This is a genomic window from Kribbella sp. NPDC058693, from assembly GCF_042715335.1.
GTDB classification, from domain to species: Bacteria; Actinomycetota; Actinomycetes; order Propionibacteriales; family Kribbellaceae; genus Kribbella; species Kribbella jiaozuonensis.
The window spans coordinates 698,388-724,470 of record NZ_JBHXSQ010000003.1; the positions used below are offsets into that span (position 1 = coordinate 698,388).

26 protein-coding genes are annotated in these 26,083 nt (G+C 68.6%); 15 read left to right on the top strand and 11 right to left on the bottom strand.

Annotation, left to right across the window (positions count from 1 at the left end; genetic code table 11):
• Positions 1–58: 58 nt before the first annotated feature.
• Positions 59–631: a TetR/AcrR family transcriptional regulator gene (locus ACFWUU_RS21310; protein ID WP_380177460.1), complete on the top strand. Its 573-nt coding sequence runs from the start codon at positions 59–61 to the stop codon at positions 629–631.
• On the opposite strand, the gene ACFWUU_RS21315 is transcribed toward ACFWUU_RS21310, so the two are convergent.
• From ACFWUU_RS21315 to ACFWUU_RS21330, 4 genes are read right to left on the bottom strand one after another with little or no spacing between them, the layout of a single operon-like run.
• Complete coding sequence (locus ACFWUU_RS21315) at positions 596–1,372, bottom strand: metallophosphoesterase (RefSeq protein WP_380177463.1); 777 nt, start codon at positions 1,370–1,372, stop codon at positions 596–598. The two genes, ACFWUU_RS21310 and ACFWUU_RS21315, sit on opposite strands and share 36 nt — an antisense overlap.
• A gap of 19 nt (positions 1,373–1,391) precedes the next feature.
• Positions 1,392–2,627: an Nramp family divalent metal transporter gene (locus ACFWUU_RS21320; RefSeq protein ID WP_137258823.1), complete on the bottom strand. Its 1,236-nt coding sequence runs from the start codon at positions 2,625–2,627 to the stop codon at positions 1,392–1,394.
• 60 nt (positions 2,628–2,687) lie between these two features.
• Positions 2,688–3,305: an SIMPL domain-containing protein gene (locus ACFWUU_RS21325; RefSeq protein WP_380177465.1), complete on the bottom strand. Its 618-nt coding sequence runs from the start codon at positions 3,303–3,305 to the stop codon at positions 2,688–2,690.
• Between the two features lie 21 nt (positions 3,306–3,326).
• Positions 3,327–4,784, bottom strand: a complete 1,458-nt coding sequence (locus ACFWUU_RS21330) for a restriction endonuclease (RefSeq protein WP_380177467.1) — start codon at positions 4,782–4,784, stop codon at positions 3,327–3,329.
• A 225-nt stretch (positions 4,785–5,009) separates the two neighbouring features.
• On the opposite strand from ACFWUU_RS21330, the gene ACFWUU_RS21335 reads away from it, so the two are divergent.
• Positions 5,010–6,632 carry an AMP-binding protein gene (locus ACFWUU_RS21335; RefSeq protein WP_380177469.1) on the top strand — a complete coding sequence of 541 codons (1,623 nt, stop codon included), beginning with the start codon at positions 5,010–5,012 and terminating at the stop codon, positions 6,630–6,632.
• Here ACFWUU_RS21335 and ACFWUU_RS21340 read toward each other — a convergent pair.
• The gene (locus tag ACFWUU_RS21340; RefSeq protein WP_380177471.1) at positions 6,568–7,722 is read right to left on the bottom strand and encodes an MFS transporter; all 1,155 of its coding nucleotides are present in this window, start codon (positions 7,720–7,722) and stop codon (positions 6,568–6,570) included. The genes ACFWUU_RS21335 and ACFWUU_RS21340 overlap by 65 nt on opposite strands.
• Positions 7,723–7,772: 50 nt before the next feature.
• Here ACFWUU_RS21340 and ACFWUU_RS21345 point away from each other — a divergent pair, with 50 nt between their 5' ends.
• The 9 genes from ACFWUU_RS21345 to ACFWUU_RS21385 all read left to right on the top strand — a co-directional run bounded on the left by ACFWUU_RS21345 (position 7,773) and on the right by ACFWUU_RS21385 (position 16,285).
• The gene (locus tag ACFWUU_RS21345) at positions 7,773–8,198 is read left to right on the top strand and encodes a winged helix-turn-helix transcriptional regulator (RefSeq protein ID WP_380177473.1); all 426 of its coding nucleotides are present in this window, start codon (positions 7,773–7,775) and stop codon (positions 8,196–8,198) included.
• A gap of 129 nt (positions 8,199–8,327) precedes the next feature.
• Positions 8,328–9,584 carry an MSMEG_0569 family flavin-dependent oxidoreductase gene (locus ACFWUU_RS21350; protein WP_380177475.1) on the top strand — a complete coding sequence of 419 codons (1,257 nt, stop codon included), beginning with the start codon at positions 8,328–8,330 and terminating at the stop codon, positions 9,582–9,584.
• 1 nt (position 9,585) lies between these two features.
• Complete coding sequence (locus ACFWUU_RS21355) at positions 9,586–10,404, top strand: amidohydrolase family protein (protein WP_380177477.1); 819 nt, start codon at positions 9,586–9,588, stop codon at positions 10,402–10,404.
• Between the two features lie 15 nt (positions 10,405–10,419).
• Positions 10,420–10,941, top strand: coding sequence for an MSMEG_0572/Sll0783 family nitrogen starvation response protein (locus ACFWUU_RS21360; RefSeq protein ID WP_130441080.1), 522 nt, complete (start codon positions 10,420–10,422; stop codon positions 10,939–10,941).
• Between the two features lie 11 nt (positions 10,942–10,952).
• Positions 10,953–12,023 carry an MSMEG_0568 family radical SAM protein gene (locus ACFWUU_RS21365; protein ID WP_380177479.1) on the top strand — a complete coding sequence of 357 codons (1,071 nt, stop codon included), beginning with the start codon at positions 10,953–10,955 and terminating at the stop codon, positions 12,021–12,023.
• Positions 12,020–13,435: an MSMEG_0567/sll0787 family protein gene (locus ACFWUU_RS21370; protein WP_380177481.1), complete on the top strand. Its 1,416-nt coding sequence runs from the start codon at positions 12,020–12,022 to the stop codon at positions 13,433–13,435. Before ACFWUU_RS21365 ends, ACFWUU_RS21370 begins: the two co-directional genes overlap by 4 nt.
• Positions 13,432–14,259 (top strand): carbon-nitrogen hydrolase family protein, encoded by an 828-nt coding sequence (locus ACFWUU_RS21375; protein ID WP_380177483.1) that lies wholly within the window; start codon positions 13,432–13,434, stop codon positions 14,257–14,259. The genes ACFWUU_RS21370 and ACFWUU_RS21375 overlap by 4 nt, the downstream gene beginning before the upstream one ends.
• A complete protein-coding gene (locus ACFWUU_RS21380; protein WP_380177485.1) occupies positions 14,250–15,068 on the top strand; it encodes a carbon-nitrogen hydrolase family protein in 819 nt (272 codons plus the stop codon). Before ACFWUU_RS21375 ends, ACFWUU_RS21380 begins: the two co-directional genes overlap by 10 nt.
• Complete coding sequence (locus tag ACFWUU_RS21385; protein WP_380177487.1) at positions 15,068–16,285, top strand: MSMEG_0565 family glycosyltransferase; 1,218 nt, start codon at positions 15,068–15,070, stop codon at positions 16,283–16,285. Before ACFWUU_RS21380 ends, ACFWUU_RS21385 begins: the two co-directional genes overlap by 1 nt.
• Here ACFWUU_RS21385 and ACFWUU_RS21390 read toward each other — a convergent pair.
• Together ACFWUU_RS21390 and ACFWUU_RS21395 are read right to left on the bottom strand one after the other, a co-directional pair.
• On the bottom strand, positions 16,234–16,710 hold the full coding sequence (locus ACFWUU_RS21390; protein WP_380177489.1) for a GtrA family protein: 477 nt from the start codon (positions 16,708–16,710) through the stop codon (positions 16,234–16,236). The genes ACFWUU_RS21385 and ACFWUU_RS21390 overlap by 52 nt on opposite strands.
• A gap of 43 nt (positions 16,711–16,753) precedes the next feature.
• The gene (locus ACFWUU_RS21395) at positions 16,754–17,812 is read right to left on the bottom strand and encodes a LysR family transcriptional regulator (RefSeq protein WP_380177491.1); all 1,059 of its coding nucleotides are present in this window, start codon (positions 17,810–17,812) and stop codon (positions 16,754–16,756) included.
• Here ACFWUU_RS21395 and ACFWUU_RS21400 point away from each other — a divergent pair.
• Entirely contained in the window at positions 17,805–18,884 is a 1,080-nt protein-coding gene (locus tag ACFWUU_RS21400; protein ID WP_380177493.1) for an MFS transporter, read from the top strand. The genes ACFWUU_RS21395 and ACFWUU_RS21400 overlap by 8 nt on opposite strands.
• On the opposite strand, the gene ACFWUU_RS21405 is transcribed toward ACFWUU_RS21400, so the two are convergent.
• The 3 genes from ACFWUU_RS21405 to ACFWUU_RS21415 are packed head-to-tail and all read right to left on the bottom strand — an operon-like array spanning position 18,858 to position 21,380.
• Positions 18,858–19,805, bottom strand: coding sequence for a R2-like ligand-binding oxidase (locus ACFWUU_RS21405; RefSeq protein ID WP_380177495.1), 948 nt, complete (start codon positions 19,803–19,805; stop codon positions 18,858–18,860). The two genes, ACFWUU_RS21400 and ACFWUU_RS21405, sit on opposite strands and share 27 nt — an antisense overlap.
• Positions 19,802–20,395: a TetR family transcriptional regulator gene (locus tag ACFWUU_RS21410; RefSeq protein ID WP_380177497.1), complete on the bottom strand. Its 594-nt coding sequence runs from the start codon at positions 20,393–20,395 to the stop codon at positions 19,802–19,804. Before ACFWUU_RS21410 ends, ACFWUU_RS21405 begins: the two co-directional genes overlap by 4 nt.
• A 55-nt stretch (positions 20,396–20,450) precedes the next feature.
• Positions 20,451–21,380, bottom strand: coding sequence for a TauD/TfdA dioxygenase family protein (locus tag ACFWUU_RS21415; RefSeq protein WP_380177499.1), 930 nt, complete (start codon positions 21,378–21,380; stop codon positions 20,451–20,453).
• Between the two features lie 112 nt (positions 21,381–21,492).
• Between ACFWUU_RS21415 and larE the strand changes: the two genes are divergently transcribed.
• Both larE and ACFWUU_RS21425 read left to right on the top strand, forming a co-directional pair.
• Complete coding sequence (larE, locus tag ACFWUU_RS21420) at positions 21,493–22,968, top strand: ATP-dependent sacrificial sulfur transferase LarE (protein ID WP_380177501.1); 1,476 nt, start codon at positions 21,493–21,495, stop codon at positions 22,966–22,968.
• 126 nt (positions 22,969–23,094) lie between these two features.
• Positions 23,095–23,478: a cold-shock protein gene (locus tag ACFWUU_RS21425; protein ID WP_130441062.1), complete on the top strand. Its 384-nt coding sequence runs from the start codon at positions 23,095–23,097 to the stop codon at positions 23,476–23,478.
• Between the two features lie 3 nt (positions 23,479–23,481).
• On the opposite strand, the gene ACFWUU_RS21430 is transcribed toward ACFWUU_RS21425, so the two are convergent.
• Entirely contained in the window at positions 23,482–24,207 is a 726-nt protein-coding gene (locus tag ACFWUU_RS21430; protein ID WP_380177503.1) for a TetR/AcrR family transcriptional regulator, read from the bottom strand.
• Between the two features lie 149 nt (positions 24,208–24,356).
• On the opposite strand from ACFWUU_RS21430, the gene ACFWUU_RS21435 reads away from it, so the two are divergent.
• Positions 24,357–25,913, top strand: a complete 1,557-nt coding sequence (locus ACFWUU_RS21435) for an MFS transporter (protein ID WP_380177505.1) — start codon at positions 24,357–24,359, stop codon at positions 25,911–25,913.
• Positions 25,914–26,083: the final 170 nt, after the last annotated feature.

Sequence of the window (26,083 nt, forward strand, 5' to 3'; positions counted from 1 at the left end):
CATCATCGACCGTAGCACGATTGATGACACTGTGGGACGTCACGCTAAGCTCGGGTCCATGGCGCGATGGGATCCCGGTGCGGAGGAGCGGCTGCGCAAGGCCGCCCTCGAGCTGTACTCCGCGCACGGGTACGACGCCGTGACCGTCAACCAGATAGCCGAGCACGCCGGCCTGACCCGGCGCTCGTACTTCCGCTACTTCCCGGACAAGCGCGAGGTCCTGTTCGCGGGCTCTGAGCGGCTGGCCCCGGCCGTCATCGAGGCGATCCGGGCCGTCGATCCGGCCGTCGCCCCCTGGGCGGCCGTGCTCCAGGCGGCCGAGGTGATCGGCGCGCAGTTGGCCGAGATCGCCGAGAACTCCGACGTACGGCGTGCGGTCATCGCTGCCAGTCCGGAGCTGCAGGAGCGGGAGCGGACCAAGCTGGCCTCAGTCACCGACGCGCTGCGCAGCGGCCTCGAAGAGCGAGGTTTGTCGGCCGAGGATGCGGCGCTGGTCGCGCAGGTCGGGTCGGCGGTGTTCCAGAACGCCTTCAGCCGTTGGATCGACGGCGGTGGGCAGCGGACCTTTCGGTCCTGCCTGGACGCCGTGGTGGGCTCACTCCGCGGAGAGCTCTTCCAGCTCGACGACTAGGCACGGTCCGCCGTCGAACGCGCCGCCGTCGATGCCGAGCACGAGACCGTCGGCGTACAGCAGCGGCTCGGTCAGGTACTGCGGGTCGATGCCGAGCTGGTCGGCCACGATGCTGTGCCCGTGCACGATCCGGTGACCGCCGAGGTGCTCGAGCAGGATGCGGGCGATCTCCGGCCCGCCGTCACCGCGGAACGCGTACCGCGACGTCATCCGGCGCCAGATCTCCCACCACACCTCGATGTCGTCGGAGTGCAGCTCGGCGCTCGCCGCGGCGTTGATCGCGTCGATCGAGTCGCCCCACTCGACGTACTCCGCGGTGTCGGAGTGCATCAGCAGGTGGCCGGCGTCCAGCGCGATCATCGGCCGGTCGAGCAGCCAGGCCACGTCGTCGTCGGTGAGCAGCTCCTGGTCGCGGTCCTGGCCGCCGTTCAGGGCCCAGGAACGCTCGAAGCTGCGCAGGGTGAGGCCGTCGTGCGGGACGAACGTGTCGTCGAACTTCCGCATCCCGAGCGCGAGGATCTCGTGGTTGCCGAGCAGCATCTGGATCGCGCCGTCCGGCGCCTGCTCGATCAGGCCGCGGACATAGCGCAGTACGCCGATGCCGTCCGGGCCGCGGTCGAAGAAGTCGCCGAGGAACCACAGCCGGGCGTCCTCGCCGGCCCAGTTGCCGTCGGCATCGGTGAGGCCGGCGTCGTGCAGGGCGGCGGTCAGTTTCTCCAGGTGGCCGTGGATGTCGCTCACGGCGAACACCCGGGTCACGTCATCCCCGAATGGTCAGCACGATCAGTACGACGTTGAGGGCCGTGACGGCGGTCGCTACCAGGCATGCCGCGAGAGTAGTCGCCCAGCGGTTGACGAGGTTACCCATGACGCGCCGGGATGCGGTCAATCTCACCAACGGCCAGAGCGCGCAGGGGATGCCGAAGCTCAGGACGACCTGCGAAACGACCAGTGCGCGGCTCGGGTCGATGCCGATGGCGAGGACCAGCAGGGCCGGGATCAGCGTGATCAGGCGGCGGGCTGCGAGTGGGACGCGGCGCTGCCAGAAGCCGTCGAGGATGACGGAACCGGCGTACGTCCCAACCGAGGAGGAGGCGAATCCGCTGGCCAGCAGGGCGAGCGCGAACAGCAGGGCCGGGAGCTGGCCGAGGCGGTCGCCGATCGCGATGTGGGCTGCGTCGAGCGAGTCGGCGCCGGAGCCCTTCAGGGCAGCGGCGGCCAGGACGACCATTGCCAGGTTGACCGCGCCGGCCAGCGCCATGGCGATCGCGACGTCCAGGCGGGTGGCGCGCAGTACGCGTGATTTGCCTTCCTGGGAGCGGATGCTCTTCCAGTGGCGGTCGGTGACCAGGGCGCCGTGCAGCCAGATCGCGTGCGGCATCACGGTCGCGCCGAGCATGCCGGCCGCGAGCACGAGCGACTGCGTCCCGTCCAGGCGCGGCACGAGGCCGCCGACCACGCCGGACGCGGACGGGTCCGACTTTGCCGTCGAGACGACGAAGCCGATGAGTACGACGGCCAGCAGGCCGATGATCGCTGCCTCGAACGGGCGTTGCCCGCGCTTCGACTGGTAGATCAGCAATGCGAACGAGACCGCGCCGGTGATCGCTCCGCCGAGCAGGAGGGGAATCTTGAACAGCAGGTTGAGCGCGATCGCGCCGCCGACGACCTCGGCCAGGTCGGTCGCGATCGCCACCACCTCGGCCTGCGCCCACAGCCCGGTCGACGTCGACCGCCGGAAGTGGTCACGGCACAGCTGCGGCAGCGTCCGCCCGGTCGCGATGCTCGCCTTGGCCGCGAGGTACTGCACCAGGACGGCCATCAGGTTGGCGCCGACGACCACCCAGCAGAGCAGGTAACCGTAGGTAGCGCCGGCGGCGATGTTGGTCGCGAAGTTCCCCGGGTCGACATACGCAACGGCCGCAACAAAGGCCGGCCCGAGCAGCAAAAGCCCGGACCGGCTCAGTTGCCGCCGAAGCGGCGCCGGTGCGTACATGAGAGCAGTCTGTACGACACCACCGACAACGCAACCCCTGTTCTGCTTTTGAGACGCGAGTTACGCCCAGGAGAAGTTGACCTCGAGCGAGACGCTGACCGTGTGGTCGCCGGGAGTGATGTTGAGCGCTGAATCGTACGCGGCCTTCGAGGCCGACAGCCGCACGCGCGGGATCCCCTCCTGCTGGTAGGTCTCCGCGATCGCCGTGACCGAGCCGAGCGAGAACCCGGCCAGGGCGGCCAGCTGTCCGGCCCGCTCCTTGGCCTGCTGGAACGCGAGCTCACGGGCCTGGGCGAGCAGCTCGGTCTTGTCCTCGACATCGAACTGCAGCCCGTGCAGGCTCAGGCTGTTGCCGACGGCATCGACAGCCGCATTCAGCAACGCGCCGAACCCGGTCAGGTCCTTGGTCTCGACGGAGATCGTGTGCGACGCCCGGTACGCCGGGGCCGAATCGGGCTCCCGGTACTCCTGGAACACGTTCACCGCACTGGTCGCCAGCTGCGACTCCTCGAGCCCCTGGCCACGCAGTGCGTCCATCACCGCATCGGTGCGCTCTCCGACCCGCGCAACCGCGGACGCCACATCCGGTGCCGAGTGCTCGACACCCAACGACACCCGCAACACATCCGGCGTCCCGCTGACCTGTCCTGACCCGATAACACTCACCCCTGTGTCCATGTCGGTCAGTCTGGCAGGTGGTCAGCTCGCTCTGGGGATTATTCGGGCCGGGATGTTGTGGAGGTGGCAGAGGGACAGGAGGGCTGTGCCGTCTATCAGTTGGAGGGGTTTGCCGTTGGCGAACTGGTAGCTGGTGGGGCCGAAGCCGGAGGTGGTGATGAGGATGCCTTTGGTGGCGCCGGCGTCTACGACTGTGCCGAAGAGGTCGCGGACGGCGGACGGCGGGACGGTGCGGGTCCAGAGCTTGGCCTGTACGACGAACTTGCCGCCGGTGATCGGCCTGGGGTCGTACGCGACGCAGTCGATGCCGCCGTCGGTGCCTTGGCGGAACAGGCGGGTTTCCAGGCCCATGCGGGTGAGCAGGTTGTGCACCAGGTGCTCGAAGGACTCGGGGCTCAGGTCGAGCAGGTTCGGGCGGGCGTCGATCTCGCTGATCACGTCGACTGCCTCGATGGTGCGTGGATCGGCGAGGTCGAACTCCAGCACCGGCTCGACCGGCTGCAGCTCCTCCGGGTGCCGTGACACCTCCGCGGCGAAGTAGTGCCGTACGCAGGCCACCGGATCGAGCTGGTCGAGCACCAGCGCCTGGAACTGCTCCCGCGTTGCCCGCAAGGTGATCAGGCACGGCCGTACGGTCTGCCCGGTGGTGAGGTCCACCGATTCGAGCATCCCGTTGAACACGACGGTGTCGACCACGCCGTACCGGTCGCTGCCAAAGATCAGGTGCAAGGCCCGCAATGCCAACTGCGCCACCAGTTGCTGGTACAGCCGCCGCAGCTCCAGCGGATCTCGCGGTACGGCGAGCACCGCGTCAAGAGCACGGTCGTAGCGGTACGACGCCTCGGCCGGCACCACGCTGACGTCGGGGAGGTCCCACTCCACCGCGAGCAGCGTCGACTCGGGCACGTACCCGACCTTGCGCCGGCGTGGGAAGTCCAGCGGTTCCGCCACCCGGTCCAGTGCCTTGGTGAAGTACCGCGTCACCGCCGCCCGGCCGCGGTTCTCCACCGCGCGCTCGTACGCGTCGATCCGCGCGTGCTGCTCCGCGGTCGCCTCGTCGAGCCGGCGCTGGTGCTCGACCTGCTCCCGCAGCGCCTTGGCGACCCGCTCGCGGCGGGTCTCCTCGGAAGCCCGGTGCCGTTCGATCGCCTCCGCGAACCGGTCCTCGGCGTCGGCGAGCCGGCGCGCGTACCGGCGCTGGGCACCCCACCACCGAAAGGGCGGGTGGGGCACGAACGCATCCCAGACAGGTCCGGGATGCGCTTGGAGATCGGCCGGCGACACGGTCGGTGGGGCCCGCCGGGGAGCACGTTTGAGGGTCTGCAGATCGGTGCCGTTGACATCGACAGCCAGCGCGTCGGCCAGGATGTCGGCCAGGACCTGGACGCGCTCCTGTACCGCAGCGGTACGTTGGGCCGCCTCGGCGGTTCGTCCGGGCGGACGGTCGCTGCGGGCGTGACCTTCCATCGATCGGTCCATCGCCTCACACCTCTCACAACTAATGTAACGGTCCAACCACACAGCGCTACCGTTGTGACACAGAGTTGGTAAATACATTGCTTGCCGTCCACCCCCTGTTTCCTGCCGCACGTGCACTTTCCCGTGTCTCGCCTTCAAGGAGGGAAAGAAGAGGAGGAGAGGGGGAGCCCCTTTCCTGCCGCACGTGCACTTGCAGAGGCTTTGGAGCGAGGTGACGATTGAAGGATGAGCCTTCCGTCGTACGCGTCCGGGGTGTCCGAGGTTCCGTTGCTGGGTGAAACGATCGGGGCCAACCTGAGACGAACGATCAGCGAGTACGGCGATCGCGAGGCCCTGGTGGAGGTCCAGACCGGAAGGCGCTGGACGTACGACGAGTTCGGCGCGGAGGTCGAACTCGTCGCGCGCGGCCTGCTGGCGCGGGGGATCGCGAAGGGCGACCGGGTCGGCATCTGGGCGCCGAACCAGGCGGAGTGGACGATCACGCAGTACGCGACCGCGTTGATGGGCGCGATCCTGGTGAACATCAACCCGGCGTACCGGACCCACGAGCTGGCCTACGCGCTGAACCAGTCCGGCGTCCGGATGCTTGTCTCCGCGACCGAATTCAAGACCAGCAACTACCGCGAGATGGTCGAAGAGGTCCGGCCGAAATGCCCCGCGCTCGAGGAAACGGTCTACCTCGGCACCGGCGACTGGGACGCACTCCGCGACGACGCTTCACGGATCACCGTCGACGCACTACATGCCCGCGAGGCCGAGCTGTCCTTCGACGACCCGATCAACATCCAGTACACCAGCGGCACAACGGGATTCCCGAAGGGCGCGACCCTCAGCCACCACAACATCCTGAACAACGGCTTCTTCGTCACCGAGACGATCGCGTTCACCGCCGACGACCGGCTCTGCGTCCCGGTGCCGTTCTACCACTGCTTCGGCATGGTGATGGGCAATCTGGGCTGCACCACTCACGGCGCCTGCATGGTGATCCCCGGTCCCGCGTTCGATCCGGCCGCGACGCTGCAGGCCGTGCAGGACGAGCGCTGTACGGGGCTGTACGGCGTACCGACGATGTTCATCGCGGAGCTCGGTCTGCCGGACTTCGCGGAGTACGACCTGACCAGCTTGCGTACGGGCGTGATGGCCGGATCGCCCTGCCCTGTCGAGGTGATGAAGCGTTGCGTCGCGGACATGCACATGGCCGAGGTCGCGATCTGCTACGGCATGACCGAGACGTCGCCGGTGTCCACGCAGACCAGGCGCGACGACGATCTCGACCGCCGTACGTCGACCGTCGGTCGCGTGATGCCCCACGTCGAGGTGAAGCTCGTCGACCCGGCGACCGGTCTCGTCGTACCGCGGAACGAGCCCGGAGAGCTGTGCACCCGTGGGTACTCCGTGATGCTCGGCTACTGGGACGAGCCCGAGAAGACCGCGGAGGCGATCGACCAGGCGCGGTGGATGCACACCGGCGATCTCGCGACGATGCGCGAGGACGGGTACGTGAACATCGTCGGCCGGATCAAGGACATGGTCATCCGCGGCGGTGAGAACGTCTATCCCCGCGAGATCGAGGAGTTTCTGTACACGCATCCGTCGATCGCCGACGTCCAGGTGATCGGCGTACCGGACGAGCGGTACGGCGAGGAGCTCTGCGCCTGGATCAAGCTCAAGGCCGGCGCCGAACCGCTCGATGCCGACGCGATCAAGGCGTTCGCCACCGGCAAGCTCGCGCACTTCAAGATCCCGAAGTACGTGCTGCTGGTCGACGACTTCCCGATGACCGTCACGGGCAAGATTCGCAAGGTCGAGATGCGCGAGCGCTCCGTCGAGCTCCTCGGACTGACGTGACGAGACTGCCCACGCCGAAGGCGGCGCCGAGCAGACAGACAGCGTTCCAGCCGGCACGTTCGTAGAGCGCTGTCGACGCGATCGCGCCCAGTCCGCTGCCCAGCGAGTAGAACACCATGTAGCCGCCGATCAACCGGCTCCCGAGCTCGGGCCGATAGATGCTGCTCTGGTTGGTGACGTGGATGGCCTGTACGGCGAGATCGAGCAGGATCGCGCCGATCACCAGCCCGGCCAGGAGATGGGCCGTCGCCAACCAACTCGTTGCCAGCAGCACCGAAGCGAGGATCGTGACCAGTTGCCCATGGCCCCGATCAGCCAGTCGGCCGGCCGGACCGGCAGCCAGTGCGCCGGCCGCGCCGATCAGCCCGAAGGCGCCGATCTCCGTGTGCGACAACCCACGCGAGGTCAGCGGCAGCGCGATCGAGCTCCACAGTGTGCTGAACGAGCCGAAGATGAAGAACGCGCGGACGGCGCTCTCGCGGAACGATGGCTCGCGCCAGAGGCCGATCGTGGATCGGAGTAGCGCGCCATAGGTCAAGCCAGCCTTGGGCTGCGGGACCGTGCGGGGCATGCAATATCCGATGGCGAGGCAGGCGGCGCACGCGGTCAGGTAGACGGCTCGCCAGCCGGCGAGGTCGGTGAGGATGCCGGACGCGGTCCGGCTCAGCAGAATGCCGATGACGATGCCGGTGGTGATCGTGCCGACGGTCTTGCCGCGCTCGGTTGATGCGCTCAGCGAAGCGCCGTACGCGACGAGGGACTGGGTCACGACCGCCAGGGCACCGACCGCGGCCAGGCCGGCCAGCAGCATCGCGGCGTTCTGGGCGATGCCGGTCAGCAGGAGGGCAATTGCCAGCAGCAAGAACTGCAGGCGGATCAGCCGGCGGCGGTCGAGCAGATCGCCCAACGGGACGAGGAGGAACAGGCCGGCGGCGTACCCGAGCTGGGTGATGGTGACGAACAGGCCGACGTTGCCCGGCGCGATCGCGAGGTCGGCGCCGATCGTGACCAGGAGCGGCTGGGCCGCGTAGACGGTCGAGACCGCGACCCCCGCCGCGACCGCGAGGAACACGCGCTGGCCTGGTTGCATGTTGCTACCGTAGGAGAAGTTGGTAGCATGTTGCAACCAGGAGGTGAGTGATGGTCAAGCGAACCCGCTTCGACGAGGAGAGCTGTCCGGTCGCGCGGTCGGTGGACGCGGTCGGCGACTGGTGGTCGCTGCTGATCGTGCGGGATGCGTTCGACGGCAGCCGGCGGTTCGGCGAGTTCCAGCGCAGCCTCGGCGTGGCGAAGAACATCCTCAGCGCCCGTCTGCGCGCGCTGGTGGAGAACGGCATCCTCGAGCAGGTGCCGAGCGGGTACGAGCTGACCGCCAAGGGCGAGGCACTGTTCCCGGTGATCGTGGCCCTTCGACAGTGGGGCGAGGCCTTCGCCTTCGATCCAGGCGAGCCGCACTCGGAGCTCCTCGACCGCCGCGACCAGCAGCCGTTGAAGCCGCTGGAGGTCCATGCAGCCGACGGTCGCCTGCTCACCTCGGCCGACACCGAAGTGCACAAACTCGCCTGACGCGGTTACCCACCCGAAACACCAGGCGCCGATTTGGAAACCTGAGTTTGTTCCGGGGGCAACAGCGGGGCAATCGGGCGGTCCTTCACTGGAACACATCCAGGACGGACCGAGACCCCGGGAGCCGGCATGCAACTCACCGACGGTGCACACCACCCCGTCGTCGTGATCGGCGGCGGCCAGGCAGGCCTCGCGACCAGTTGGCAGCTGTCCCGGCACGGCGTGGATCACGTTGTCCTGGAGGCCGATCGTGTCGGCGCAGAGTGGCGGAACCGCCGCTGGGACTCGTTCTGCCTGGTCACTCCGAACTGGCAATGCCGCCTGCCGGGCTTCCCGTACGACGGTGCCGACCCGGACGGCTTCATGGTCCGCGACGAGATCGTCGACTACCTGGAGAACTACCGCCAGGCGTTCGATGTGCCGATCGTCGAGGGGGTTCGGGCGACGCGGCTCGACGCCGGGTTCCGCCTCGTCACCACTGCCGGGACGATCACGGCCGGCCAGGTAGTGGTCGCGACCGGTCCGTACCAGTCGCCGAAGATCCCGCGACTGGCCGAACGGCTTTCGGTCATGCAGCTGCATTCCTCGCAGTACAAGCGTTCTGAGCAATTGCCCGACGGTGACGTCGTCGTGGTCGGCACCGGGCAGTCCGGGTGTCAGATCGCCGAGGACCTGCATCTGGCCGGGCGGACGGTCCACCTCGCGACCGGGAGCGCCCCGCGGGTGGCGCGGTTCTACCGCGGTCTCGACGTGGTCACCTGGCTGGACCGGATGGGCTACTACCGCAAGGGGATCGAGGAGTTCGACGACGCGGACGCGGTCCGGCTGCGGGCGAACCACTACGTCACCGGTCGCGACGGCGGCCGGGACATCGACCTGCGGAAGTTCGCCCTGGAAGGGATGCGGCTCTACGGCCGTCTCATCGACGCGGACCGCGACACACTGCGCTTCGCCGACGACCTGAAGCAGAACCTCGACCACGCCGACGCCGTGTCCGAAGGCATCAAGGACTCGATCGACGCGTACATCGCCGCCGAGCGAATCGACGCTCCCGAGGAAGCGCGATACGAGCCCGTCTGGCACCCAGACACAGCACCGGAAACCCATTCTCTGCAAGGGATCGCAGCGGTCATCTGGAGCACCGGGTTCCGCCGCGACGACTCGTGGATCCGGGTCCCGGTCTTCGACGGCCAGGGCTACCCGACCCACCGGCGTGGAGTGACGAACGTCCCCGGCCTGTACTTCATCGGTCTGCCCTGGCAGCACACCTGGGGCTCGGGCCGCTTCGGCGGGGTTGCGGACGACGCGCAGTACGTCGCCGAGCGGATCGTCGAGCAGCGGGCCGGCGTGCACTGGATCGCGGGCCTGCATCGGACGGTGGCCTGACATGTACGTCTGCGACGCCCACCGCCATCTCGGCGTACTCCCGGCCTATCCCTTCTACGGCGGGCCTCCGGTCAACCCCGACATCACCGCGCGCGCGACGATCGACGAGTTGATCGCGGACCTCGACGCTGAGCGGACGGACCGGGCGCTGGTGATTCCCAACTACGGCGTACCGGATGTCGCTGTCTCATTCGGGTTCAACGAGCTCGTGGTCGAGGCGGCTGCCAGGGACGACCGGATCCGCGCCGGCCTCTGGGTCTCGCCCCGGCCGCAGGACGCGGAGCTGACCGCGAAGGCGCTCACGCTGGCGGGGGAGCCCGGCGTACGGGTGCTCAAGCTCAGCTTCCTGCTTGGCGGCCATCCGACCGACGACGCCGTACGTCCTCAGCTGGACGAGATCTTCGCGACCGCGCGTACGCACGGGCTCGTCGTTCACGTGCACACCTCACCCGGCGCCGCGTCCGACATCGACCACATCGGTCACCTGGTCGAGACGTACGCCGACGTCGTACCGCTGCATCTGGTCCATTTCGGTGGCGGGATGAGCGGTCACATCAAGCTGATCGGCTCCCGGTTCTTCGACTGGATCGAAGCCGGCAAGCAGGTCTACACCGATCTGTCCTGGGCGATCGGCTTCGCCCCGGGCTGGCTGGCCGCCGAGATCGAGCGCCGCGGCATCGGTCACGACCGGGTGCTGTTCGCCAGCGACCAGCCCTGGGGCGACCACGCCGGTGAACTCGCCCGGATGCGCGCCGGGATGGGCGACGGCGAACTCGCCGACCAGGTTTTCCACCGCACCTTCTCCCACCTGTACGACTGATCAAGGAGCAACGAGATGCCCGAAACCGCCGAACTGACCGACCTCGAGACCAAGAGCCTGGGCGAGATCCCGCACCCGTCGCTGCCGCAGGGCTCCAGCATCTACGGCGGCACCAAGGTGTTCCCGGACTACCAGGCCGAGGACGGCGAGACCTATTTCACCCTGGTGCACGGCATCGCGCACGAGTCCTCGGTGAGCTTCGTCGCGATCCTGCAGGCGACCCGGGCGCAGCGGAAGGGGTTCGAGTCCGCGATCTACTTCTACGGCCCGGGTTCGCTGAACTGCCTGGCCACGCGTGGGTTCCCGACCACCGGCAACTCGGCCTTCCCCGGTGAGCACAACATCAACGAGTCGCTGAAGACGTTCATCGCCGAGGGCGGCAAGGTGTACTGCTGCCGGTTCGGCCTGTCGCTGCACGGTGCCCGCGAGGAGGACCTGATCGAGGGCGTCATCCCGACCCACCCGCTGGACGTGCAGGACGCGCTGATCCACTACGCCCGCAAGGGCGCCATCATCAACTCGACCTACATGTTCTGAGGCGGTCGACCATGAGCGTTGGCACCGAGGAAGCCTTGGCCGTCCGGGCCGAGATGGCCGTGTACGGCGTGCAGGTGGACGCACCCGTCCGTCGCAGCAAGGGCGCCGGGCCGAGCGACGACGGGCACCTGGTCGTCGACGGTGCCAACGCCACCCTCCCGATCGTTGCCGATAGCCCCTATCAGGTCCGGGACGGCGGGGTGTTTCGTGACGGCGTGAGTCTGGGGTTGTCGGTGGAGCCGGTGCGACGGCCGCGGTTCTACGATCTGGCGACGGCGGACGGGGTTCCGTACCGGCAGATCGCGTTGCTGCATGGGAAGGATGTGCTGGCTACTACGGTCGTTCAGACTTGCATCCGGTACGACGAGTCCACGCGTTGCCGGTTCTGCTCGATCGAGGAGTCGCTGCGGGCCGGGGCGACGATCGCGGCGAAGACGCCGGCGCAGTTGGCCGAGGTCGCTGAGGCGGCGGTGCGGCTGGATGGTGTCACGCAGATGGTGATGACGACGGGTACGACGACCGGGCGGGATCGGGGTGCGCGGAATCTGGTGCGGTCGGTGAAGGCCGTGCTGGATGCCGTGCCGGGGTTGCCGATTCAGGTGCAGATCGAGCCGCCGGGTGATCTGTCTGTGTTGGCTGAGTTGCGTGAAGCGGGGGCGACGTCGATCGGGATCCATGTCGAGTCGCTGGATGACGACGTACGGCGGAAGTGGATGCCGGGGAAGTCGTCGGTCAGCATGGCGGAGTACGAGGCGGCGTGGGACGAGGCCGTCCGGGTGTTCGGGCGGAACCGGGTGTCGACGTACCTGCTGATCGGGATGGGGGAGGATCCGGATGAGTTGGTGGCCGGGGCTGGGCGGTTGATCGAGCGCGGGGTGTACCCGTTCGTCGTACCGCTGCGGCCGATGCTCGGGACGCTTGCCCGGGCCGATGGGGTGACGGCGCCGGATCCTGCTGTGGTCCGTGACGTCACGGCCCGCGTCGCTGCGCTGCTGGCTGCGGCCGACATGCGCGGTGCGGACCAGGGCGCCGGGTGTGCTGCCTGCGGTGCCTGCAGTTTGTTGTCGGCGGCCGGTTCATGAGTACGACGGTGGTCCAAACCGCCGGCGTGATGCGAGCCGCCGACGTCCGCGCACTGCTGGGTGATCCGCCACCCCCCTTCCTGATCGAGGAGGCGGACACCGCCGCCCGGCAGGCGTACTACGCGCTGAGGCGACACGCCTTCGTCGAGGAGCAGGGCCTCTTCGACCGAACGGACCTCGACGATCGCGACACCGACCCACGCACGATTGTCCTGGTCGCCCGCACAACCGACGGCACCGTAATCGGCGGCGTCCGCCTAGGCCCGCCCACGGATGGCCCCGACATCGGCTGGTGGCAGGGCGGCCGCCTGGTCGTCGCAGGCAGCCGAGCGCCAGGGGCCGCCTCCATCCCCACCAAGCTGGCTGGTGTGGGAGCTGCGCTCGTGCGGGCCGCGTGTGCTCGGGCTGAGGCTGAGGGTGCGCTGAGGTTTGACGCGACTGTGCAGCTCGGCACCCAGCGGTTCTTTCAGCGACTGGGTTGGGAGACTGTGCGCCCGGTGACGGTTGCGAGTACGCCGCATGTGTTGATGCGGTGGCCGATCGGGCGGATCGACAGGCTTGTGGCGGCGACCAAGAGTGTGCTCGGCCCTTTGCTGCAAGGGATTGGGCCGGATGGGTACGTCGGCGACGACGGTGCGCCGGTGCCGGGGAGTGAGCTTGTTGCGGCGTGTGATGCGATCTTGCCGGCGATGGTCGAGCGGGATCCGGAGTGGGCCGGGTGGTGTTCGGTCCTGGTGAACGTCAACGATCTCGCTGCGATGGGCGCCGTACCGGTTGGTCTGCTGGATGCGCTCGGCGCCCGCGACGCTGCCGCCGCCGAGCTCGTTCTGACTGGGCTGAAGCGAGCCTCCGCGGCCTTCGGCGTACCGATTCTCGGCGGGCACACTCAGCTGGGTGTCCCGCCGGCTCTGAGTGTGACCGCGTTCGGCCGGACCGCGCACCCGGTGCCCGGTGGCGGCGGACGTCCGGGCGAGCAGGTCCGGCTGACGGCCGACCTCGCTGGCGCCTGGCGACCCGGGTATGCCGGGCGGCAGTGGGATTCGACCAGTCATCGGGCGCCTCAAGAACTGCGCACGATGGTGACAGCGGTAGGCCGCGCGCGCCCGTCGGCGGCGAAGGACGTCTCGATGGCCGGAGTCGTCGGCACGCTCGGGATGCTCGCCGAGGCCTCCGGCTGCGCGGCGGTCCTCGACGTTGCCGCCGTACCGAAGCCGGAGGCGGCATCGATGGGGGACTGGCTGACCTGCTTCCCCGGCTTCGCGATGCTCACGACCGGTCCGATCGACGCAGGCCCGGCGACAAGCGCCGTGTGCGGCGAGCTGACCACCGGGCAAGGCGTCGTACTGCGCTGGCCGGACGGCGAGGTCACCGAGGCGCTGGCCGCCGGAGTGACCGGGATGGGAGCAGCATGACGCTCAGAATGGCGGCTGTGGCCGCGAACTTCGACCGCGACCTCGAAGCCGACTTCGTGCGGGTGGAGCAGTTGATCAACCAGGCCCGCGCGGCCGGCGTGAAACTGCTCGCGCTCCCCGAAGGCGCGCTCGGCGGGTACCTGCTCAGCCTCGACGGCACCGCGGAGCCGCCGCCCGCGTTCACCACCGACGGCCCCGAGATCGCCCGCCTGGCCAAGCTCGCAGGCGACCTGGTCGTCACCGCCGGGTACGCCGAGGCAGTCGACGGACTGATCTACAACAGCGCCGTCTGCGTCACCGGTGACGGCGTACTCGGACATCACCGCAAAGTGCATCAGCCGTTGCACGAGGACGCGCATTTCGCGGCCGGCGACCGGTTCGAGGCGTTCGATACACCGGTCGGGCGGCTTGGTCTGATGATCTGTTACGACAAGGCGTTTCCAGAGGCGGCGCGAACGCTCGCCCTCGACGGCGCGCAGATCATCGTCTGCGTGTCGGCCTGGCCGGGTGCGCGGACGAACCCGGACCCGGACCTCGCGAAGGATCGTTGGAAGCGGCGGTTCGACCTGTTCGACCGGGCCAGGGCGCTGGAGAACCAGGTGGTCTGGGTGTCGGCGAACCAGTCGGGCACGTTCGGCTCATTGCGGTTCGTGGCGAGCGCCAAGGTGGTCGACCCCGGCGGCGAGGTGCTGGCGGACACCGGGGTGACCGAGGGGATGGCGATCGCCGAGCTGGACGTCGAGCAGGCGCTTGAGCTGGCCCGCCGGTCGATGGGACATCTGCGCGATCGCCGGCCGGAGGCCTACGAGCTGGCATGGGTCTGAAGATCGGAGCGGTCGCCGCAGGGTTCACCCGGGACCTGGAGTTCGACCTGTCCCGGGTCGAGGCGCTGATCCGGCACGGGCGGCGCGAGGAGGTCCAGCTGCTCGTGCTGCCGGATGCGGTGCTCGGCGGGTACCTCAACGACCTGAGCAATCCGACGTACGACGATCTCCCGCCCGCGCTCACGCTCGACGATCCGCTGATCTCCAAGGTGATCGCGATGGCCGGCGAGATGGTGGTCTGCTTCGGCTTCTGCGAGGCGGACGGGCCGGACCGCTTCAACACCGCGCTGTGCGTCACCGGTGACGGCGTCCTCGGCCGGCATCGCAAGGTGCACCAGCCGCCGGGCGAACGCACGATCTATGCCGCAGGCAACGAGTTCGCCGGGTTCGACACCCCGGTCGGCCGGATCGGGATGATGATCGACTACGACAAGACCTTCCCGGAGGCGGCTCGCGCGCTCGCTGTCGACGGCGCCGACGTGATCGCGTGTCTGTGCGCGTGGCCGACCAGCATCACCAACCGGGCCGCGCGGATGAACGAGGACCGGCAGTCGCGGTTGTTCGACCTGTACGACCGGTCCCGGGCGGCCGAGAACCAGGTTGTGCTGGTCTCGTCGAACCTGACCGGCTCGATCGGCGGCCTGCGGTTCCTCGGTCAGTCCAAGGTGGTCGGGCCGGGTGGCGACATCGTCGCCCGTACTTGGTCGAAGGCCGGGATCGCGATCGCGGAGGTCGACGTACGCGCCGAGATCGAGACCGCCCGTCGGGTGCTGCACCATCTCGGCGAACGCCGTCCGGAGGTGTACTGATGCGGATCGCGCTACTCAGCTACTCGACCAAACCGCGCGGGGGTGTCGTGCACACGCTCTACCTGGCGGAGGCGCTGGCGGCGGCGGGCGCTGATGTGACCGTTTGGTCGCTTGCTCGCGGTGGCGACGAAGGCTTCTTCCGGACGGTCGATCCACGGGTGCGGTTGTCGCTGGTCCCGTTTCCCGATCGGCCCGGCGAAGGGGTGGGTGAACGCATCCTGCGGTCGATTGCTGTACTACGTGACGCGTTCGACGGATCGCAGTACGACGTCGTGCACGCACAGGACTGCATCAGCGCCAACGCGGCCGGCCGCTGCATCCGCACCGTGCATCACCTCGACCACTTCACCACACCGGAGCTGGCGGCGTGTCATGAACGCGCGATCGTCGACCCGTACGCCCACGTCTGCGTCTCCGCCGCAGTCGCCGACGAGCTCCTCACCGGTTGGGGGCTCAAGGCAACAGTAATCCCGAACGGCGTCGACGCCACCCGCTTCGCAACAGCCGCGTCGGACGCCCCGTCCGCAAAAGCTCGACGAGACGGTTGGCGTAGCCGGCTGGGCCGATATGTACTGACAGTCGGCGGCATCGAACCCCGCAAGGGCTCCCTCGAGCTACTCGAGGCGTATGCCCGCATGACAGCGGCGGGCGCCTCCGGCCGGCTGACGTCGGCGGAGCCAAGCTCCAGCTCCGCGGCCGCGGCCAGCGGACTGGCGGAGCGGGCGTCCGTCGCCGCGGGCGACGACGACCGGCGCCTGCAGTTGGTGATCGCCGGCGGCGAGACGCTTTTCGACTACCGCGACTACCGTGCCGCCTGGGAGGAGCGGGCTGCGGAGCTCGGTGTTGCGCCTGTCGTGCTGGGGCCTGTTGATGATGTCGACCTGCCGGCTCTCGTGGCCGGCGCCGAGGTGTTCGCGTTTCCCTCGGTCAAGGAGGGGTTCGGGCTCGCCCCGCTGGAAGCGCTGGCGGCGGGCGTCCCGCTCGTCGTCTCCGATCTGCCCGTCTTCCGCGGGATCTTCGGCGACGCTGCGACCTACGCGACCGGTCCGGCCGCGCTCGCACAAGCTCTCCGCGACGCGCTGACAGACCACAGCCGCGCCGACCTCGGTCGCAAGGTCGCCGCGACCTACACCTGGACAGCGGCCGCGGAGGCACACTTGGACCTCTACGAGCTGCTGCTCCGGAACACGAACCAGCGAAGCGCGCAGTACATGTAAACGCCCTCGCAGGCACCCGCGATCACGCGGCTGAGGTGATACTCGACCCCGAGCGCGCCCAACCCGGCGCCGACCCCGAGGATCCAGACCAGGTAGTTGACCACGATCACGCCCACGTACTTCGCGACCTGCGGCCCCACCTCGCCGTGCGAGCGGAAGTTCAGCGTGCGGTTGAGCACGTAGCTCAGCCCGAACGCAGCGGCGTACGCGAGAGTGATCGCCAGCCAGAGCGGCAGCCGCGCCCACGACCGCAACCCGGTCAACAGCGCCAGATCCACGCCGAACGTGAACCCGTTGATCACCACGAATCCGAGCAAGCTCGCCGGGAGCCGCGACAACCCCCACGGCAACCGGCGGACCACGGCAGCCATCGCATTCGCGAACGACGCACCCCGTCGCTCGGCAGGTGTCAACACCGTTGTCACAGGCCCCAGTCTGCCAACCGCCCCAAGCCCGGCGGCGCGAGGGCTATTTCCGGCGCAGTTGATCCGCGAAGGCCTTCAGCGCCGGAGTGTCCTCACCGCGCCGCCAGACCAGTCCAAGAGCAGACTCGGGTACGCCGGTGAGCGGGATGCTGACGATCCCGTCCCAGTGCTGGTTGCGCTCGGCGGTCGGCCGGCAGACGAGCATCCCGCCGCGACCCGCGGCGATCAGCGACAAGCCTTCCTGCAGCGTCCGGACATCCGGACCGCGGTGGATCAGCGCGCCGCCAGGCGTCTGAGTCGGCGCCTGCGCCTGCCGCCAGTAGCCAGGCGCCGGCCCCGCGATCGCGATCAGCGTCTCCTCGGCCAGTTCCTCCGCGTCGATCGACGACCGCGAGGCGAGCCGATGACCCGCGCTGACCGTCAGGGTCTGCTGCTGGCGCGAGAACACCGGGCCCAGCACGAGGTCGTCCTCGGCCACCGGCAGCATGACGACCGCGGCGTCGACGGTACCCCGCCGTACCGCGCCGAAGGGATCGTTGAGCGGCAGTTCACAGACGTCGATCAAACAGTCCGGGTGATGGGACTGGAACTCCGACACGGCGCCGAGGACGGTGTCGTTGGCCGCGCCCTGGAAGCCGATCCGGAGCTTGCCCTTCACATTCGCGGCGTACTCGCGGGCATCCCCGACGACCCGCTCCAGCGCCGCGTACGCAGGGCGCAGCGAGGTCAGGAACTCCTTGCCGAGCGGCGTCAGCGCGACCCGGCGGCTCGTCCGCTCGAACAGCGGGCCGCCGATCCGGCGCTCCAGCGACTGGAGCAGCTGGCTTACCCGGCTCTGCGAGAGGTACAGGCGTTCCGCCGTACGGCCGAAGTGGAGCTCGTCCGCGAGCACGAGGAAGCACTCCAGTTCGCGGATCTCGATGGCCATGGCTCCACACTGATCGATTAGCTCAGCTAATACAAGGATGACCAGATCGCCGTTGTTCCGGAGTACGTCGAGGCCGCTCACTGGAGGTATGACGACGATCTGCGCGGACGACGTGGCCACCCGAGCATGGGCGGCGTCCATTGTCATGTCGGCGACCGTGTTCACGGTGGTCACGGCCGAGATGCTCCCGGTCGGGCTGCTCACTCCGATGGGCGACTCGCTCCACATCACCGAAGGCGCCGCGGGCCTGGCACTGACCACGACGGGCGTCGTCTCAGCATTGGCCGCGCCCATCCTCCCGCTCGGCCTCGGTCGACTGGATCGCCGGGCAGTTCTGGGCGGACTGATGGTGTTGCTCGCGTTCGCGGCGTTCGTCGCCACGATCGCACCGGTCTACTGGGTCTTCATCGCGGCGCGGGTCCTGATGGGTATCTCGATCGGCGGTGTCTGGCTGCTGACGGTCGGGCTGGCGCGTCGCGTCGTGCCCGAGCATGCGGCCGGTCCGGCGACCTCGCTCATCTTCAGCGGCATCGGAATCGCTTCTGTGCTTGGGATTCCCGCCGGCGCTTTCGTCGGCGAGCTCGTCGGCTGGCGCTGGGCCTTCGCCGGCGTCGGAGTCCTGTCGCTGGCGCTCGCGGCCGCACTGATCAGCCAGCTCCCACCACTCGCGCCCGAGCAGGCTGTCCGGTTCGACGACGTCATCCAGGTCCTGCGCATCAAGCAGGTTCGCGTCGGCCTCGTCCTCGTCGGGTTGATCGTGACCGGCCACTTCGCGGCGTACACCTACATCCGTCCACTCCTCGAACCGCACACCGGCCCGGCCCTGATCGGCACCCTGCTCCTCGCGTACGGCGTGGCCGGTGTCCTCGGCAACTTCCTCGCCGGCGCCCTCCGTCCGACCCGTGCCCTAGCCGTCATCGCATCCGGCATCGCCGTCGCGACCCTCGCCATGCCCGTCCTCGGCACCACCGTCGCCGGATCCCTTGTCCTACTGATGATCTGGGGCCTCGCGTACGGCGGAACCAGCGTCAGCACGCAAGCCTGGGGCCACGCCGCAGCACCCCACGCACCCGAGTCATCCTCCGCGGTACTGGTAGGTGTCTACAACGGATCGATCGCGCTGGGCGCTTTCACCGGCGGTCAGGTCGCCGACCACCTCGGTACGACGACGGTCCTCTGGCTCCCCGCAGTACTGGCGACCGCGGCGCTGATCGTCCTGCTAGCGAACCGCCGCCAGCGCGGCTGAGTCCTCGTCGCCGAAGTCGTCCTCGAGCTTCTCGGGGGAGTAGTCGAGGTCGATCCCGGCCACGTCCGCGCCGACGGCCGACTCGATCGCGCCGAGCCGCCGGGTGGCGCGATCACCGGCGTACGTCATCAGCGCGGTCGGATTGATCTCCGGCGGGAGGGCGGCGGTGTTGTCCATCGCCCACTGGATCTGCACCAGCGCATGCGGGAGGAGCTCCTCCATCGTGTCGGTGACGACCTTCCAGTTCCCCTCGTCCGCGGCGACGTGCCGGCGGCAGGTGAACGTGCCCCACGCCATGTGGCGCCGTTCGTCGTCGCCGATCCGGCGGATCAGCTCCTGCATGCCGGGCAGTACGCCGCGCGCCGTACACAGCAGGTTCCACGCGTGGTAGCCGGTGAGGGCCAGAGTCCCTTCCACCACGTGGTTGTACGTGACCGACGCGCGGACCTGGTTCGCCGGCGACGGGTCGTCGGCGAGCGACTTCAACGCGACCGGGAGGGCCTCGTAGAAGATCGCGCGGTAGCCCGGGTTGTTCTCGACGTAGTGGTGCAGGTCGTCGGTGACGCCGACCGCGTCCAGCCAGAGCCGGAAGACCGCGGTGTGCTTGGCCTCCTCGAAGCAGAACTGCGTCAGGTACATCTCGTCGCCGAACCGGCCGTCGGCGGCCATCGCCTGCAAGAACGGCTGCAGGTCCTCGGTCACCGCCTCCTCACCCGCGATGAACTGCGAGCAGAGCATCAACGCGTTGTCCTTGTCGTCCGCGCTCAGCTCCTGCCAGTCCTTCGCATCCTGGCTGAAGTCGATGTCGCGCGGGTTCCAGAACTTGCGGTTGCCCTTGTCGAACAGGCGCAACGGCAGCGCGTCCCAGTTCAGGCCGCCGGCCTTCAGGGTGGTGAAGCCGTTGCGGTGCAACTCGTTCATACGTGCAACCTCCGAGACTCGGCCAAGAAGGGTGAGAGGACGCGAGCCAGCTGATCGGCCACCGCCGCCGGGGGAGGGCCCGGCGTGACGATGTGGCTGATGACGACGCGCAAGGCGACGTCCACGCAGCTGGTCGCGTCCTCTGCGGGGACCTCCGGCCAGTGCTCCCTGACGTGGGCACCGAGTCGGAGGTGGGCCAGCTCGAGCACCTGCTGCCCCCGTGTGGTCAGCAGCTGACTGGCCTGGTCGGATCCCGGTTGGCTCAGCGCCGCCTTGATCAACGGGTTCTCCGCGGCCAGCGTCAACGCCCGCTCGACGGCGGCCCGGAGACCGTCGATCGGGTCGGACTGCTCGGCGATCGCCGCGTTCACATCGAGCAGGAACCGCTCGGTCTCACGGGCCGCGACTGCTTCCAGCAGGCCCCATTTGTCGCCGAACTCGTTGTAGACGGTCTGCCGCGAGACCCCGGTCCGGCGAGCCACCTCGGCCATCCGGAGTCCGTCGTACCCGCCGGTGACGACCGCTTCCTGCGCCGCATCGAGCAGCTCGTCACGGAGCCGGCGTTTGGTCCGATCGACAAACGAGGTCATGACATCGAGGGTTTACAAAACTGCCCCTGATGTCAAGTGTTCGGACAGAGTGTCCTCAGCTGTCAAGTGACGAGTAGTGCGACGCGTCGCCTGTTCGCGGCGTACTGCGGACGCCGTCGACGCTGACCGGGACGTCGCCGGCGAGCGTGATCCGGTGCAGCCGGCGCGGCTGGTCGTCGTAGTCGGCGACGCCGAAGTGTTGCGTCGCGCGGTTGTCCCAGATCGCCAGGTCGCCCGGCTGCCACTGCCAGCGGACGGTGTTGTCGAGGTTGGTGACCCGGTTCTGCAGGAGCTGGAACAACGCGGTCGTCTCCGAGCTGGTCAGTCCGACGAACCGCCGGACGAAGTGGCCGAGCACGAGCGACCGCTCGCCGGTCTCGGGGTGGACGCGAACCACCGGATGCTCGGTCTCGAAGCGCTTGGACTCGAACTGCTTGTGATGCTCCTCGTACTTCACGTCGACCCCACCGATCCGGCCCTCGTCCGCGTGGCCGGCGTAGTCGTACACGTTGCTGTGCACGGCCCACAGCCGATCGACCAGTGCTTGCAGGGCCTGCGGCAATTTCGCGTACGCCGCAACCGTGTTCGCCCAACTGGTCGCCCCGCCGTACGCGGGCAGCCTGACGGCCCTGAGCAGGCTGATCGCGGGGATGCGGTCGACGAACGTGACGTCGGTGTGCCAGCTGTTCGCCTTGCTGTAGTCGGAATCGATCGGCAGCACGTTCGCGGCGCCGTCGAGGCTCTTCGAGGTCGGATGCGCGAGCGTCGGCGTACCGAGAAGCTGGGCGAAGGCCAGCTGGCCGGCGTCGTCGAGGTGGTGCTGCTCGCGGAAGAAGATCACCTTGTGGTCGAGCAGCGCCTGCCGGATCGCGGCCACCGTCTCGGGCGCCAGATCGCCGCCGAGCCGGACGTTGCCGATCACCGCGCCGAGCGCGCCGCCGGCCTTCGCGACGGTGATCTCCGGTGCCTGCAGTTGCGTGGTCATGAGTGCTCCCTCACGGTCGGTTATCATCCATAATCCGACTGGATTAGTAGACTTATCGGCCGTTTCGGGATGCGAGACCCCTCGGCCGGCCGGAGCACGTAGGGTTGGGGACGTGTCAACCGCCGAGATCCAGCCCGCCCCGACCGCCGCCGATGTGCCGGAGCTCGTGGTCGGATTCGACCTGGACATGACGCTGATCGACTCCCGGCCGGGGATCCAGGCTGTCTGGGATCTGCTGGCCGCCGAGACCGGTGTGCCGATCGACACCGACCTGGTGGTGAGCCGGCTCGGGCCGCCGCTGACCTGGGAGATGGCGAACTGGTTCCCGCCGGAGCAGGTCGAGCCGCTGATCGCGCGGTACCGGGAGCTGTACCCGTCGCACGCGATCACCGGCAGCCTGCCGCTGCCGGGCGTGGCCGAGTCGCTGGCCGCGATCCGGGCGTTGCGCGGGCGGACGATGGTCGTGTCCGCGAAGTACACCCCGTCGGTGCGGCTGCACCTCGAGCACCTCGGTTTCGACATCGACGAGCCTGTCGGTGACCTGCACGGAGCCGAGAAGGGTACGGCGCTGCGCGAGCACGAGGCCACGATCTACGTCGGCGACCATACCGCCGACATCGACGGGGCGCACGCGGCCGGAGCGCTGGCGGTATCGGTCGCGACCGGCCCCTTCACCGCGGACGAGCTGCGGGCGTACGGCGCCGACGTCGTACTGAATGACCTCACGGAGTTCCCGGCCTGGCTCGAGGAGTACGTGCTCGAGCAGCGGCTGGAAGCGTTGATGAAGCGGCTGTCGTCGTACGACAAGATGGTCGTCGCGTTCAGCGGTGGCGCCGACTCGGCGTTCCTGCTCGCGGCCGCGGCCCGCGCGATCGGGCCGGCCAACGTCGTCGCGGCGACCGCGATCTCGCCCTCGCTTCCGGCGGACGAGCTCGAGCCGGCGGCGCGGTTCGCGGACACCATCGGCGTACGGCATGTCACCCCGCACACGCACGAGATGGAGCGCGAGGGCTACCAGGCGAACTCGGGTGCCCGGTGCTACTTCTGCAAGGCCGAGCTGATCGAGACGCTGCAGCCGATCGCCGACGAGTTCGGCATCACCGCGATCGCCACCGGCACGAACGCCGACGACGCGATCGCCGGCTTCCGTCCGGGTATCCGCGCCGCCTTCGAGCGGGGCGCGCTGACGCCGCTGCGGGACGCGCGGCTGACCAAGGCACAGATCCGTACGGCGTCGCGCAGCTGGGGACTCGAGACCTCGGACAAGCCGGCCGCGGCGTGCCTGTCGAGCCGGATCGCGTACGGCATCCGCATCACGCCGAACCTGCTCGTGAGGGTCGACCGGGCCGAGCAGACGGTCCGCGCGCGGCTGGCGTCGTACGACGTGCAGAACGTGCGAGTGCGTGATCTCGGTGAGAGCGCCTCGATCGAGATCGACTCCGAGCTGCTGGATCGGGTCGACCACCAGGAACTGGTCGATGCGGTCATCGCCGAAGGGTTCGCGGCGGCGCAGGTGGACCCGCGCGGGTTCCGGTCCGGGTCGATGAACGAGCGGCTCGCGGATCCCGAAAAGTATCGAAGTTTGTGAGGTGCGGGAAGACTGCCGGATCAGGTAGTTTCCCGGAGGCGCGGTTGCGCCGGGTCACGTACGCTGGGTTTCCTGATCGGGCCTCACGGCTCGATCGCTTCCGACGATACTGATGAAGAGGTTCCCGTGCCCGTTGGCAAGGTGAAGTGGTACGACTCCGACAAGGGGTTCGGTTTCCTCAGCAAGGAGGAGGGCGGGGACGTCTACGTCCGCGCCGAGGCCTTGCCGGCCGGTGTCACCAACCTGAAGCCCGGGCAGAAGGTCGAGTTCGGTGTCGTCGAGGGACGTAAGGGCGAACAGGCCCTGCAGGTCCGGCTGATCGACCCGCCGCCGTCGGTGGCGAAGGCGATGCGCCCGAAGCCGGAGGAGATGCAGGTCGTCATCGAGGACCTGATCAAACTCCTCGACCGGATCGGCGAGAACTACCGCCGCGGCCGCCAGCCCGACAACAAGTCCGCCAAGCAGGTGGCGACGGTACTGCGCGGCGTCGCCGACAAGCTCGACTTCTGACCGTCAGCCGCTCCGGCTGATCAACGAGTCGATCCCGTCGAGGACTGTGGTCAAACCGAACCGGAACTCGGTCGGGTCGTTGTCGATGAAGTCCTGCGGGCCGTCCATCGTCGTCGCGATCGACGGGAATCGATCCGGGGTCGCAAGCATTCGCAGCCTGCGCGCGTAGCGTTCGCCGGCTGCGGCGGCCTCGGCCGGCGGCATGTTCAGCATGTTCACGCTGAGGCCGGTCGTGCCGCGGACGAAGATGTTGACCAGCAGCATCGCGGACATGCGGTCGTTCGAGGTCAACGGCGTACCTTCGAACGCCTTCAGGCCTGTTTCCATCCAGACCAGCTGGTTCGGTGAGAGCGGCGGCTCGAACACCGGGACCTGCAGGATCCACGGGTGCTTCTGCAGCGCTGCCTGAAACGCTTCCGCCCAGGTGGTGATGCGCTCGCGCCAGTCGGCGGTCTCGCTGACCTCGGGTGGTAGGCCGAACGCCTGGTCGAGCATGACGACGTACAGGTCGTCCTTGGCCTCGACGTACCGGTAGAGCGCCATCGTGGTGACGCCGAGTTCGGCCGCGACCTTGCTCATCGAGACCGCGGTCAGGCCGCCGGCGTCGGCGAGCCTGATCGCCGCTTCGCCGATGTCCTGCACCTGAAACGCAGGCTTCGGCCCCGGCCGGCTCCGCCCCTCGATCCCCCAGAGCTGCTGAAGCACCCGCGGCAGTTCGTCGTCTTCCATGGTCGCCATCCTCTCCCCCTCCGCCGAGCGGAGCGAGGCTTCTTTTTGCTCTTGATCGTATCTGTTTACAGCATAGACAGTCTTGTGTATGGTCTGTGTATGACGCACACAGTGTGCGGCGTAAACAGATAAATCTTCGGAGGGGCATCATGAGTAAGCCGGAACTCGCGGGACGCAAGGAATGGATCGCGCTCGGCGTGCTCGCGCTGCCGCTGCTGCTGGTCTCGATGGACGTCTCGGTGCTGTACTTCGCGGTCCCGTTCATCAGCGCGGATCTCGGCGTGTCGGCGACCGAGCAGCTGTGGATCTTCGACATCTACGGCTTCGTACTGGCCGGCCTGCTGATCACCATGGGCTCGCTCGGCGACCGGATCGGGCGACGCCGGCTGCTGATCTTCGGTGCGGTCGGCTTCGGGCTCGCCTCGGTCGCGGCGGCGTACGCGCAGAACCCGGAGCAGCTGATCGCGGCCCGCGCCCTCCTCGGCATCGGCGGGGCGACCTTGATGCCGTCGACCCTGGCGCTGATCCGGAACATGTTCCACGACCCGAAGCAGCGGTCGAAGGCGATCGCGTTCTGGAGCGCGGTGATGATGGGCGGGATCACCCTCGGGCCGGTGCTCGGCGGGTTCCTGCTGGAGCACTTCTGGTGGGGCTCGGTGTTCCTGATCAACACCCCGGCGATGATCCTGCTGCTGGTGCTCGCGCCGATCCTGCTGCCGGAGTTCAAGACCCCTGCCGGTGGACGGTTCGATCTGCTGGGTTCGGTGTTGTCGCTGGCCGCTGTGCTCCCGGTCATCTGGGGGATCAAGGAGATTGCTGCGAACGGTGCGGCGCTGCTGCCGGTCGTGGCGATCGCGGCCGGGCTGGTGTTCGGGGTGCTGTTCGTGCAGCGGCAGCGGACCGCGGCGTACCCGATGGTTGATCTGTCGATGTTCCGGAACCGGGCGTTCAGCGGGTCGTTGGCTGCCAACACCGTCGGGACTTTGGCGCTGGTGGGGAACGCGGTGTTCCTGACCCAGTACCTGCAGCTGGTGCACGGGCTTTCGCCGCTCAAGGCCGCGTTGTGGTCGCTGGCTCCGTCGGTGCTGGTCGGGGGCGCGGCTCCGTTGGCGACCGCGCTGGCTGGGAAGCTGGATCGGGCGTATGTGATCGGTGGAGCGTTCGTGCTCGCGGCCTCGGGGTACGCCGTACTCACCCAGGTGCACGTCGACTCGTCGCTGGCGGTGCCGCTGGCCGGTGCGGGTCTGCTGGCCGCGGGACTGGTGATGGTGATGACCCTGGTCACCGAGGCTGTCGTCGGTTCGGTCGCCCCGGAGCGAGCCGGCTCGGCGTCCGCGGTGATGGAAACCTGCTCGGAGTTCGGCGGGGCGCTGGGGATCGCGATCCTGGGCTCGATCGGCACCGCGGCGTACCGCTCCGACCTTCCGTCGTCCCTCCCAGCCGGTGTCGCCGCTCCCGTCCGCGAAGGTCTCCCGGCCGCCACTGCCGCCGCCGCACACCTCCCCGGTCAGCTCGCCGACACCGTCCTCACCACCGCGCAGCACGCCTTCACCCACAGCATGAACGTGGTCGCCCTCGTAGGCACCCTCCTCCTCCTGGCCACCGCCGTAACCGCCACCCTCACCCTCCGCGGCACCACCCACCCAACCCCCACCCAAACCCCCGACCCCGCCACCGAGGAGCCAGCCCTAACCCCAGCCCTCTAACCCACCCCACCCGGCGGCCGGCGTGAAACCCACCCGGCCGCCGCTCCGCGTCAACCACCGCCCGGCCACCGCCCCCTGAGGCGCCGCTCGGCGTCTGGCCACTCCGCCCGGGTGCGGCTGCGCCGCCCCTCGACTACTCAACCGCCGGCCCACCCCTCAACCGCCGCGCG